General features: G+C 42.0%; 9 protein-coding genes. 7 read left to right on the forward strand and 2 right to left on the reverse strand.

Annotated features, from left to right (window positions below; translation table 11 throughout):
• Window positions 1-18: 18 nt before the first annotated feature.
• Both G4D82_RS07340 and G4D82_RS07345 read left to right on the forward strand, forming a co-directional pair.
• Window positions 19-2,397, forward strand: coding sequence for a M14 family zinc carboxypeptidase (locus G4D82_RS07340; RefSeq protein WP_166336133.1), 2,379 nt, complete (start codon window positions 19-21; stop codon window positions 2,395-2,397).
• A gap of 28 nt (window positions 2,398-2,425) precedes the next feature.
• Window positions 2,426-3,190 carry a DUF3667 domain-containing protein gene (locus G4D82_RS07345; protein WP_166336135.1) on the forward strand — a complete coding sequence of 255 codons (765 nt, stop codon included), beginning with the start codon at window positions 2,426-2,428 and terminating at the stop codon, window positions 3,188-3,190.
• A gap of 54 nt (window positions 3,191-3,244) precedes the next feature.
• On the opposite strand, the gene G4D82_RS07350 is transcribed toward G4D82_RS07345, so the two are convergent.
• Together G4D82_RS07350 and G4D82_RS07355 are read right to left on the reverse strand one after the other, a co-directional pair.
• Complete coding sequence (locus G4D82_RS07350) at window positions 3,245-3,835, reverse strand: dual specificity protein phosphatase family protein (RefSeq protein WP_166336137.1); 591 nt, start codon at window positions 3,833-3,835, stop codon at window positions 3,245-3,247.
• An 8-nt stretch (window positions 3,836-3,843) separates the two neighbouring features.
• The gene (locus G4D82_RS07355; protein WP_207788138.1) at window positions 3,844-5,775 is read right to left on the reverse strand and encodes an LTA synthase family protein; all 1,932 of its coding nucleotides are present in this window, start codon (window positions 5,773-5,775) and stop codon (window positions 3,844-3,846) included.
• Window positions 5,776-5,882: 107 nt separating this feature from the next.
• Between G4D82_RS07355 and G4D82_RS07360 the strand changes: the two genes are divergently transcribed.
• The 5 genes from G4D82_RS07360 (at window position 5,883) to G4D82_RS07380 (ending at window position 12,330) form a co-directional block, all read left to right on the forward strand.
• Window positions 5,883-7,664 (forward strand): AMP-dependent synthetase/ligase, encoded by a 1,782-nt coding sequence (locus G4D82_RS07360; RefSeq protein WP_166336139.1) that lies wholly within the window; start codon window positions 5,883-5,885, stop codon window positions 7,662-7,664.
• Between the two features lie 110 nt (window positions 7,665-7,774).
• Window positions 7,775-8,170, forward strand: coding sequence for a hypothetical protein (locus G4D82_RS07365; protein WP_166336141.1), 396 nt, complete (start codon window positions 7,775-7,777; stop codon window positions 8,168-8,170).
• Between the two features lie 140 nt (window positions 8,171-8,310).
• A complete protein-coding gene (locus G4D82_RS07370) occupies window positions 8,311-8,754 on the forward strand; it encodes a MarR family winged helix-turn-helix transcriptional regulator (RefSeq protein ID WP_166336143.1) in 444 nt (147 codons plus the stop codon).
• A gap of 1 nt (window position 8,755) precedes the next feature.
• Window positions 8,756-11,146 (forward strand): 3-hydroxyacyl-CoA dehydrogenase/enoyl-CoA hydratase family protein, encoded by a 2,391-nt coding sequence (locus tag G4D82_RS07375; RefSeq protein WP_166336145.1) that lies wholly within the window; start codon window positions 8,756-8,758, stop codon window positions 11,144-11,146.
• Window positions 11,147-11,148: 2 nt separating this feature from the next.
• Window positions 11,149-12,330, forward strand: a complete 1,182-nt coding sequence (locus tag G4D82_RS07380; RefSeq protein WP_166336147.1) for an acetyl-CoA C-acyltransferase — start codon at window positions 11,149-11,151, stop codon at window positions 12,328-12,330.
• Window positions 12,331-12,340: the final 10 nt, after the last annotated feature.

Raw genomic sequence — 12,340 nt, forward strand, 5'->3', positions numbered from 1 at the left:
TTTGGGCAAAAATCTGCCATGAAAAAGTTGCTAATCGTGTTATTATTGAGCCAGTTATCGTTATTGGCCCAAAATCCTGCTCCGAAATACCACCGCGCGAAAATTATCTACAATACCGTAGAAAACTTCAAGAAATTGCAAGCTGCCGGAATTCCGATGGATCATGGTTTGCACAAAAAAGGATATTCACTCACGTCTGATTTCTCAGATTCGGAAATTGCAATTGCTAAAAACTTAGGTTTAAAAGTCGAGATTGAAATAAACGATGTACAACGCCATTACGTCGAGCAAAATAAAAAAAAAGAGCAAAGAAACAGCCTCAACGTGGGCTTCGACTGCAACGCGCCCAGCATTGAATATGCCACGCCGACCAACTTCAACCTCGGTAGCATGGGCGGTTATTTGACCTATGAGGAAATGCTGCAAGAGCTCGACGACATGCGCGCTCAATTTCCTGAACTGATTTCAGCCAGAGAAAATGTAGGTGATTTTCTTACTTCTGAAGGTCGGGCTTTGCAATGGGTGAAAATCACTAAAGAGCCCGCTTCAATCAACACACGACCTCAGGTTTTATATACGGCAATACATCATGCGCGCGAACCGATTTCACTATCGGAAACTATTTACTACATGTGGTATTTGCTGGAAAACTACGCTACTAATGAGGAAATAAAAGACATCGTTGACCATACCGAATTGTATTTTATTCCCGTGGTAAATCCAGACGGTTATATTTACAACCACACTACCAATCCGGATGGCGGCGGCATGTGGCGCAAAAACCGACGCGATTTCAACGACGGTACTTTCGGTGTCGACAACAACCGCAATTACGACTATTGGATCAATGGCGATGAAAGCCAAAGCATCTGGAATACCACCGGAATTTCTATTGAAACTACTGGTGAAACCTATCCTGGATCTGCCCCATTTTCGGAACCGGAAACCCAAGCTGTGAGGTATTTTGTAGAGCAACACCAATTTAAATTGGCACTCAATGCGCATACTTTTTCAGATTTGTTGCTTTATCCGTATGGCTATGATTTGAACGTATTTAGCCCAGACCACGATTATTTTGGCAAGATTTCTTCGGTGATGGTTGCCAATAATGACTTAAATAACATCATTGCTTCAGAATTGTATGCGGCTTCAGGCGATTCGGATGATTTTATGTACGGACAAACGATGAACCACGGGAAGATTTTTGCGTTCACCCCAGAAATTGGACAATCTTTTTGGCCTGCTTCAGATGAAATTCTCCCGCTATGCAAAAAAATGATGTTTACCAATATCACCACGGCCAAACTCGCGCGTGATTTTGCTTCGTTAAAAGACAATACGCCAAGTTTTGTAGGCAATACTGCCGTTTTTCAGGCGCAATTTGAGCTGACCAAACTGGGCTTGGGCGGCAACGGCAATTTCACGGTGAGCATTCAACCTATTTCCTCAAATATTGTCTCGGTCGGGCCTGCGTATAGTGTTTCGGGGCTTCAGCTTTCTCAAAGCGTCAACGACCAAATTGCCATTGGCTTGGCTAGCGGAACTGCCAGCAATGACGATATCGTTTTTGAATATGTGATTGATAACGGTCAGCACATCGAACGCCAGCTTATCACTAAAAAATTTGGGCAGCTGCAGAACATCGTTTCAGACAATGGTTCGGCGCTTTCACCAACTTGGAACACGACCAATTGGGGCATTTCCAACACCACGTTCGTTTCGCCATCATCATCTATTACCGATTCTCCGAACGGCAACTATTCCAACAGCCAGAACAAGCGAATTACTTTGACCAACCCGATTGATCTGACTTTGGTCAACAACGCCACAGTTTCGTTCGCCGCCAAATGGGAACTTGAAAACAACTATGATTACGTCGCTTTTGAAGTGTCTACCGATAATGGCGTTACTTTTACTCCACAATGCGGCAAGTATACCAAAACTTTTACTCAAAATTTGGGCGATCCGAGCCTTACAGCGTTTACCGGTAGTCAATCCGATTGGATCAATGAAGAAATCAGCTTGAGCGATTACGCCGGTCAAATTGTAAAAGTGAGATTCCGCTTATCGACCGATGTCGGAACCAATCTCGACGGATTTTATTTCGATGATTTCAAAGTCAACTTGTTAGAAAACTCGGTGTTGTTGGCTACAGAAAATAATATCGTTTCGCCTTTCAGGATTTACCCCAACCCAGCTAAAGAGGTACTGAACATTCAAACCTCAAGAAATGATTACGACATTCGGATTTTTAATTTATTGGGGCAATTGGTGTATGCCAGCCGAAACAATAACGGTTTGCAAAGCATCAGCCTGAAATCATTGAATAGCGGCCTGTATCTTATTGAGCTCAAAGCCGCGGACTTCGTGGAAACGCAGAAGTTTTACAAAAATTGACGCAATTACCCTTCAATGCCCAGTAATTATGAAAAAAGAAATTTGTTTGAATTGTAATGCCCAAACTGACAAAAACTATTGTTCGACTTGCGGGCAAAAAACCCAAACGCATCGCATTACGCTGAAACACTTTTTTTTGCATGACCTTTTGCACGGGATTTGGCATCTGGAAAAAGGCATACTATTTACCATTAAGGAAACTCTTGTTCGCCCGGGCCAAGCAGCACTTGATTATATTTCAGGCAAACGCATTCGGTACTACAATGTATTTTATTTGGCTTTATTGGTAATTGGTTTGAACTTATTATTGTCTCATTTTTATGAAAGTCTCCACCCAATCAAGGAAGAAACCAATGACGACACCTTGCAAGTGACCCAATTTTTCAAAGACCATATCAAGCTAATTTTGTTGAGTATTGTGCCCATTTTAGGCGGAGTCGCTTTTTTGGTTTTCAAAAGAATGAAGCTCAATATTGCCGAACATTTTATCATTGGCGGCATCAGTTTACTGGGAATTCTGATGCTCAGTGTGGTTTTTTCATTTATCAATTTTATATTAACCTTCGACGTTCCGAACTGGATTGGTTACTTGGAAATTCTTTCCTTTTTATTGCTGTTGCTCTTTCCGGCTTGGGTATATTATAACGCGATGAGACAACATTATTCGTTTTGGGGCTTTCTATGGCGGATAATTGTATTTTACTTTTTGGTACTACTGATTCTTTTCACCATCCTAAGTATCATCGTTTACCAACTCACACAAGGAGGCCGCCAGTTTTACATCAACCTGTAATAAAAAAAGCCCTGAAATTCCGGGCCTGTTTTTTATGTTTTCTTTAGCGAGGACTTACTTTTCCTGCTGCAGTTGCTTTCTGCTTTTGTAAGCTTTAAGATATTCTCCTTTAGGCGTTCCGTTATCAAACGAACTCCACTTAATTATCGGTCGAACACCTTGCCTTGCCTGCTCATTGGTGAAGTTTTCATATTCAATCCGATAAAGCGCCGAGTACATTTCTGCGCGTCCAACACCGTGATAACAATGAATCAACACTGGGTAATTTGCCGGGTTGTCCATGATTTTGAAAAAAGTATCCAAGTTCTGTTGGTTGGGCACTTGGTCTGAACCGTTATTGAAATAAGTTACTCCGGGAATCTTCGCTACTGCTTGCTGTTCGGCAATAAGTTCGGCCGGAACCTCCGGATTGTTGACCAAATCGGCAGTTCCGGGAAAACGCAAATCGACGATAGATTTGATGTGGTATTTCTGCACATAATCTTTGATTTTATCGGGCGGAATCACTCCGGATTTGTATACTTTGCCTTCTGAAATCGTTTCAAAATTGTGGTTGATATGCATCTGATAAACATACTTCCCGACAAAAAAGAGCACCACTGCTAATAGCGTAAACCCGATGATTTTAATATTTTTCTTTTTCATAAGCTAAATTAATGAGTGGCTAATTTTTGGTCGATGACACGCTCCATATAATCTTGAATAAACGCCTTACAACGCAACTCCAAATCATCCATTTCGTCATTGCGTTTTGCAATTAAGTTGTTTGCCAGTGCTTTGTCGTTCTTGTCGTAGAATCCCAACGATTTCTGTCCGTCAAAAATGCAGATGTAATTTCCTTTGGCAAATTGGTACAAACTTCCGGTATTGTTAATAACGAAAGGTTCTTGGGTTTTCTTGTCGAGCAAACTTCTTCCCCAACTTCTGAACGGTTTCTGATAACCAATCATGTCGAGAATTGTCGGATAGATGTCGATTTGTTGGGCCCAATCATCATCCACGCCCACAAATTCACTATTGGGTTTATAAATGATAATCGGAATAGCAAAACGCTCATAGGTGCGTCGGTATTCTTTGTAAAAAGTCGAATTCCCGTGATCGGCCACCATTACGAAAATTGTATTATTAAACCATGGCGACTTCTTGGCTTCGGCGAAAAATCGCTTCAAGGAATAATCGGTATAAGCGATACATTTGTGAATCGGAATGTCGCCTTTCGGGAATTTATGCTTGTATTTTTCCGGAATATTGTAGGGCTCATGCGATGAAACCGTAAAAACTGTAGACAAAAACGGTTGCTTTTCTTGATCGAGTTTCTGCTTCATGAACTGCAAAAAAGGCTCGTCCCAAATGCCCCAGAAACCATCGAACTCACTATCGTCATTGAACTCGCTACGTCCGTAATAATTATCGATACCAAGAATATTGCTGAAGCCCAAAAAACCCATCGAGCCATTAGCAGCACCATGAAAAAATGAGCTGCGATAACCTTCTCCTTCAAGGGTGGAAACAATCGACTCAATTTTCTGTTTCGGAAAAGGAGAAGAAGTAAAGGCATCTTTGAACGATGGAATTCCCGCCAAAACCGACGACATGCCATGAATAGACTGCCTTCCGTTGGTATATGCATTGGTGTAAATCAAGCTGTGCTGCGCCAATGAATCCAAAAATGGCGTGTAGGATTTAAAATCCTTGATGTTGGATTTTTTGTTGAACGAACCGTAATATTCGCGCCCATTGCTCTCTAGAATCATAATCACAACGTTGGGCTTTGTTGGCGCATGACTGCGATATTGCTTGATGGGCATCACTTTTTGAAGAATCACTTCAGGCGTTACTTCTGGGTAATCCGTTTTTACAAACCCATTTTTGGTCAGTGTTCTAATGATGGCAAAAGGCGTATTGAGCACAATATCGGCATGCGCAATCTGCTTGACATGTCGGCTGGCATCGAGCAAATTGATTGGCCTTGTGGATTTTTTGAAATCGCCACCACGCACACCGCCAACAATCATTGCAGCAACAAACAAAAATCCTACGGTCGAAAATCCGAAGTAAGCCAAATTGGTTGTAGGTTGATAAGTAGCTACTTTAATTCTCTTGTAGGCAAAAATCCATAGCGCAGCAAAAACAAAAAAAAGCAGAAATACATACCAAAAATCTACAATAAAACTCATGAATAATTTGGTCAGATTGGTTTCATGCTCGATAACGCCTTTCACTGCCATGGTAGTGCGTGCATAGGTAAATCGATAGTAGATTAAGTCGACGAAATTGGTAGCATACGCGATTAAATTCATCCCAAAATAAAGATAGAACAGAAACCGCTGATAAGCTTTGGAAGTATTATTTTTAAAAGGCAAAACCGAGAGTACAATGAACAACATATTCACGTACAGAATCGCCGAAGTATCGAACGCCAAACCATAATAGCACAACCGAAAAAACTCGCCCAACGAATCTACCTTTAGCAAGCCGGCATTAAAAACATAAAACAAAACCCGAGCAAAAAAGTAAAAAAGATAAGCCAGGAAAACCCTGTAGAGCAAAACCTTATATTCGTTTAAACGCCAATGTTTAAGCATAATAGAATTTTAAGCGCCAAAATTATCAAATAAAATAACACCGCCTCGGAGCTCAGGAGTTAAATTAAATAAAAATTGTTTAATTTGCGGTAACTAATACGCCCAAGATGAACAGCATTACACGCTTATTCGACTTTCCCTACTATCAGCTCCAGAAAAACAACTTGGCCACTGCGCTGGTCACCAAGCAAAATGGTGTTTGGGTCAAAACCTCAACGCAGCAGTATATCGATCAGGCTTGTATGATTTCAAGGGCTTTGCTTCGGATGGACATTGCCAAAGACGATAAAATCGCTGTAATTTCCTCTACCAACCGAACCGAATGGAACATCATGGACATTGGTGTATTGCAAGTTGGCGCACAGAATGTTCCGGTTTACCCAACGATTTCCGAAGACGATTATCTGTACATCTTGAACCATTGCGAAGCCAAGTATTGTTTTGTTTCTGACACCGAAGTACTACGTAAGGTGAATGCTATAAAAGACAAGCTTACACATCTAAAAGATGTTTATTCGTTCGATGAAATTCCGGGTTGCAAAAACTGGAAAGAATTGCTTGAATTGGGTAAAGATCCCTCAAACCAACCCGACGTAGAGCAGCGCAAAGACGAAGTAAAACCTGATGATTTAGCCACGATAATCTACACCTCTGGCACTACCGGAAGCCCGAAAGGCACCATGCTTTCGCACCGCAATATTGTTTCGAACGTGATTGATTCATCGCCGCGCATTCCGTTTGAGGAAGGCTCTAGTGTGGCATTGAGTTTTCTACCGATTTGCCATATTTTCGAGCGCGTGATTTTATACATCTACCAATATTATTCAGTATCGATTTATTTCGCCGAATCGATTGAGAAATTATCAGACAATATCAAAGAAGTGCGACCGACGGTATTTTCGGTGGTCCCAAGACTGCTTGAAAAAGTTTACGATAAAATTTACTCCAAAGGTGCCGAACTTACCGGAATTAAAAAGAAATTGTTTTTCTGGGCAATTGAACTCGGCTTGCGTTACGAGCCTTATGAAGCCAATGGTTTTTGGTATGAACTCCAGTTATCCATAGCACGCAAACTCATTTTCAGCAAATGGAAAGAAGGCTTGGGCGGCAATTTAAATGTAATGGTTTCCGGAAGTGCCGCTTTGCAACCACGATTAATCCGAATTTTCGCTGCGGCTGAAATGCCAGTCATGGAAGGCTATGGATTGACCGAAACTTCACCTGTAATCTCTGTGAATTGCTACAAAGACCGAGGTTTCAAAATCGGAAGCGTGGGCAAACCCATTCAAAATGTAGTAGTGAAAATTGCAGAAGATGGCGAAATCCTATGCAAAGGCCCAAACGTGATGTTGGGTTATTACAAAGATGCCGAAAAAACTGCCGAAGTGTTGCAAAATGGTTATTTCCATACTGGCGATATTGGCGAAATTGATGCAGAAGGTTTCCTGAAAATCACCGATCGGAAAAAGGAAATGTTCAAGACTTCGGGCGGAAAATACATCGCACCACAGCTTATTGAAAATGCCATGAAACAATCGCGATTCATTGAACAAATCATGGTGATTGGCGATGGCGAGAAAATGCCTGCTGCTTTGATTCAACCAAATTTTGAATTTGTTAAGGAATGGGCCAAAATTCATCATATCGAAGTAGGAAATACTAATGCCGAAATTATAACCAACAATAAGGTAATAGCCCGAATTGCTGAAGAAATAGAAACACTCAACGAAAAATTCGGCAATTGGGAAAAAATCAAAAAGTTCGAACTCACGCCCGATGTTTGGTCTATTGACAGTGGACATTTGACACCAACACTCAAACTCAAAAGAAAAATCGTGCTCGAAAAATACCGCACACTTTATAAACAGATTTACGGTGAAACTTCATAAATCGCTGGTTTTCAACAATCTTTCATAATGTTTATAACTGGTTGAACTACTGTTAAAATTAGGCCTACAAAAGCGATAATTTTACTCAAACCAACTAAAATCAAACAATTATGAATGTCAAAAACTTTTTACTGGCTGGAATTCTCGGCGGAATCACAGACTTCTTACTAGGCTGGATTTTTTACGGAATGCTGTTCTATCAATTCTTTGGATCACAAGAACCCAACCTGACTTACACTTTTGCTGGTTGTATGTCTTTCGGATTTCTGATGTCTTACATTTATGTCGGCTTGACCAACATCAACACGCTTGCTTCAGGAGCAAAAGCCGGGGCTGGAATCGGATTGATTATGGGATTGATGAATAACTTTTTCAGAATTTCGATGGACAAAGGCACCATCGACCAAATGTTTGCAGTAGATGTATTGATTTGCGTACTGATGGGTGTTGGTGTAAGCGCTGTGGTCGCAGCCATTAACGGCAAACTCTCTCCAAAAGCAGCATAAACAAACGTAATTCCCTTTTAATAAAGCTCCTCGATTTATCGGGGAGTTTTTTTATTGAAAAAAATAACACAAAAAAAAACAATTATTTATTATGCGTGCATAGTATTTTTGTATATCTTTGGTTTCCTTACTTCAAATTCATGAAAGACAAAACCATCGATTATGTACTTCGGGCCACTTGGCAAGCAGTCGCAAGAATGTATAACGAAGAAGCCACCAAATACGATGGCACCATGGCTACTGGTTTCGCCTTGCTTAGTTTGGACAAAGAAGATGGAACGCCATCAACCACCTTGGGTCCAAAAATGGGAATGGAAGCCACCAGCCTCACCCGTACTTTAAAATCAATGGAAGAAAAAGGATTGATTATCCGCAAGAAAAACCCAAACGATGGTCGAGGCGTATTGATTTATCTGACCGAATTTGGTAAAGAAAAAAGAGAACTCTCAAGAAGCACGGTTTTAAAATTCAACGACACTATCAAAGCCAATATATCCGAAGAAAAGCTCTACCATTTTATGGAAGTAGCCGAAACCATCAACCAACTCATTCAAGAAAAAAACATTTTTAATTCAGAGAAATAAAATGAAAAGAACCATCAAAAAAGTGGCGGTAATCGGTTCAGGAATCATGGGTTCCGGAATTGCTTGTCATTTTGCCAACATTGGTCTTGAAGTATTGCTTCTGGACATTCTTCCACGCGAACTCACCGAAGCCGAAGCCAAAAAAGGTTTGACTTTAGAGAGCAAAGCCGTTCGCAATCGCATCGTCAACGAACATTTGGCGAACGCTTTAAAATCGAAACCGTCACCTATCTATCACCAGAAGTTTGCTAGCCGAATTACAACGGGCAACACCACTGACGATTTACCGCAAATCGGTTCTGTAGACTGGATTATTGAGGTAGTGGTAGAAAGGCTCGATATCAAAAAAAGCGTTTTCGAACAAATTGAAAAATACCGCAAACCGGGTACTTTAATCACTTCAAACACCTCAGGAATTCCTATTCACTTCATGAGCGAAGGCCGTAGCGAAGATTTTCAGCAGCATTTCTGCGGCACGCATTTCTTTAATCCGGCGCGTTACCTGAAATTGTTCGAGATTATTCCTGGGCCAAAAACTTCAAAGGAAGTCCTCGATTTTCTGAACAATTATGGTTCACAATATCTTGGAAAAACTTCTGTCGTAGCGAAAGACACACCTGCATTTATTGGAAACCGAATTGGTATTTTCGGTATTCAGAGTTTGTTTCACTTAGTCAAAGAAATGGGTTTGACCATCGAAGAAGTGGATAAGTTAACCGGTCCGGTTATCGGTAGACCAAAATCTGCTACTTTTAGAACTGTTGACGTAGTTGGTTTAGACACTTTGGTGCATGTCGCCAACGGATTGTATGAAAATGTACCCAATGACGAAGCTCGGGAACTGTTCAAATTACCGGCTTTTATCAACAAAATGATGGAAAACAATTGGCTCGGCAGCAAAACCGGCCAAGGATTTTACAAGAAAGTGGACCGCGAAATCTTGTCGCTAGATTTAGATACTTTAGAATATCGGGCTGCCAAAAAAGCGTCATTTGCCACGTTAGAATTGACCAAAACCATCGACAAACCTATCGATCGCTTCAAAGTTCTGATTACCGGAAAAGACAAAGCCGGAGAATTTTACCGCAAAAACTTCGCAGGAATGTTCGCCTACGTTGCCAACAGAATTCCCGAAATCACCGACGATCTCTACAAAATTGACGATGCAATGAAAGCCGGATTTGGATGGGAAAATGGCCCGTTCGAAATTTGGGACGCCATTGGAGTTTCCACCGGAATTGGCTTGATGAATGCCGAGGGAATCGAAGTAGCTGATTGGGTAAAAGAAATGCTTGATTCAGGAATTTCCAGCTTCTATCATGTTAAAGATGGAGCGACTTACTACTACGATATTCCTTCTAAATCACAAATTAAAGTTCCCGGACAAGATTCATTTATCCTGCTCAATAACATCCGAACCACCAAGAAAGTTTGGAGCAATTCAGGTGCGGTTATAGAAGATTTGGGCGATGGCATTCTGAATTTGGAATTCCAGTCAAAAATGAACACCATTGGCGGCGATGTTTTACAAGGCATCAACAAAGCCATTGACTTAGCTGAAAAAGAACACCAAGGTTTGGTTATCGGGAACCAAGGCGCAAACTTCTCGGTCGGGGCCAACATCGGAATGATTTTCATGATGGCAGTAGAACAAGAATACGACGAACTCAACATGGCCATCAAAATGTTCCAAGATACTATGATGCGCGTTCGTTATTCTTCGATTCCGGTTGTTGTGGCGCCACACGGAATGACTTTAGGCGGCGGTTGCGAAATGAGTATGCATGCCGATAAAATCGTTGCCGCGGCAGAAACTTATATTGGTTTGGTAGAGTTTGGTGTCGGGGTAATTCCCGGCGGTGGTGGTTCGAAGGAAATGGCGTTGCGCGCTGCAGACCAATTCCACAAAAACGATGTCGAACTCAATGTGCTTCAGGAATATTTCTTAGCCGTAGCGATGGCCAAGGTATCGACCTCTGCTTATGAAGCCTTTGACACCGGCATTTTGCAACACGGAAAAGACATCATCGTAGTCAACAAAGACCGTCAAATTGCTGAAGCGAAAAAACACGCCTTACTAATGGCTGAAGCCGGATACACACAACCCATCCGAAGAAAAGACATTAAAGTTCTCGGGAAATCCGCACTCGGAATGTTCTTGGTGGGAACCGATCAAATGATGGCCGGAAACTTCATTTCAGACCACGACAAAAAAATCGCCAATAAACTCGCTTACGTGATGGCTGGCGGCGATTTATCAGAACCAACACTGGTTTCTGAACAATATCTGTTAGACCTAGAACGCGAGGCCTTTTTATCGCTCTGCACGGAAAGGAAAACGCTCGAGAGAATCCAATACATGCTAACCAAAGGGAAACCGTTAAGAAACTAGAAATGAAAACAGCCTATATAGTCAAAGCATACAGAACCGCCGTAGGCAAAGCGCCCAAAGGTGTTTTCCGTTTTAAGCGCCCAGATGAACTAGCGGCAGAAACCATCGAATACATGATGGCTCAATTGCCTGATTTCGACAAAAAACGAATAGATGACGTAATGGTCGGAAACGCAATGCCGGAAGCCGAGCAAGGCTTGAATGTCGGCCGGTTGATCTCGCTCATGGGATTGAATATTGTCGATGTGCCAGGCGTAACGGTAAACCGATATTGTGCATCAGGTCTTGAAACTATCGGAATGGCTACAGCTAAAATCCAATCCGGAATGGCAGATTGCATCATTGCCGGCGGTGCTGAAAGTATGAGTTTTATTCCGATGGGCGGCTACAAACCCACGCCGGATTACCAAATCACTAAAGAAGGCCATGAAGATTACTACTGGGGCATGGGCCTTACGGCGGAAGCTGTGGCCAAACAATACAATATTTCACGTGCTGACCAAGATGAGTTTGCCTTCCAATCGCACCAAAAAGCATTGAAAGCTCAGGCCGAAAACAAGTTTGACCAACAGATTGTACCCATCACGGTAGAACAAACATTCATCAATGAGCAGGGTAAAAAGGAAACCAAAACTTATACTGTAAGCAAAGATGAAGGGCCAAGAGCGGATACGAATTTAGCCGCTTTAGGAAATTTAAAACCGGTTTTTGCCGCCGACGGTAGTGTCACCGCAGGAAATTCTTCGCAAATGAGCGACGGTGCGGCTTTCGTGCTAGTCATGTCGGAAGAAATGGTCAAAGAATTCAACCTCACTCCTATTGCACGTTTGGTCAATTTTGCCTCGGCTGGAGTTGAACCTAGAATCATGGGAATCGGGCCGGTAAAAGCCATTCCGAAAGCACTTAAACAGGCTGGTTTACAGTTAAAAGACATCGACCTGATTGAACTCAACGAAGCTTTTGCCTCACAATCTTTAGCCGTAATTCGCGAGTTGGGCTTGAACCCTGAAATCGTCAACGTTAACGGAGGCGCTATTGCCTTAGGACATCCGCTGGGTTGTACCGGCGCCAAATTGTCGGTGCAATTGTTTGATGAAATGAAACGCCGCAGCAGCAAATACGGCATGGTTTCGATGTGCGTCGGAACCGGGCAAGGAAGCGCAGGAATTTATGAGTTACTTTAATCTACAAATT

The organism is Flavobacterium lotistagni, from assembly GCF_011392125.1.
Lineage (GTDB): Bacteria > Bacteroidota > Bacteroidia > Flavobacteriales > Flavobacteriaceae > Flavobacterium > Flavobacterium lotistagni.

Excerpts from the sequence above, each read along its gene's own strand:
- G4D82_RS07340 (WP_166336133.1), top strand. The coding sequence starts at position 19 with ATGAAAAAGTTGCTAATCGTGTTATTATTGAGCCAGTTATCGTTATTG.
- G4D82_RS07345 (WP_166336135.1), top strand. The coding sequence starts at position 2,426 with ATGAAAAAAGAAATTTGTTTGAATTGTAATGCCCAAACTGACAAAAAC.
- G4D82_RS07350 (WP_166336137.1), bottom strand. The coding sequence starts at position 3,835 with ATGAAAAAGAAAAATATTAAAATCATCGGGTTTACGCTATTAGCAGTG.
- G4D82_RS07355 (WP_207788138.1), bottom strand. The coding sequence starts at position 5,775 with ATGCTTAAACATTGGCGTTTAAACGAATATAAGGTTTTGCTCTACAGG.
- G4D82_RS07360 (WP_166336139.1), top strand. The coding sequence starts at position 5,883 with ATGAACAGCATTACACGCTTATTCGACTTTCCCTACTATCAGCTCCAG.
- G4D82_RS07365 (WP_166336141.1), top strand. The coding sequence starts at position 7,775 with ATGAATGTCAAAAACTTTTTACTGGCTGGAATTCTCGGCGGAATCACA.
- G4D82_RS07370 (WP_166336143.1), top strand. The coding sequence starts at position 8,311 with ATGAAAGACAAAACCATCGATTATGTACTTCGGGCCACTTGGCAAGCA.
- G4D82_RS07375 (WP_166336145.1), top strand. The coding sequence starts at position 8,756 with ATGAAAAGAACCATCAAAAAAGTGGCGGTAATCGGTTCAGGAATCATG.
- G4D82_RS07380 (WP_166336147.1), top strand. The coding sequence starts at position 11,149 with ATGAAAACAGCCTATATAGTCAAAGCATACAGAACCGCCGTAGGCAAA.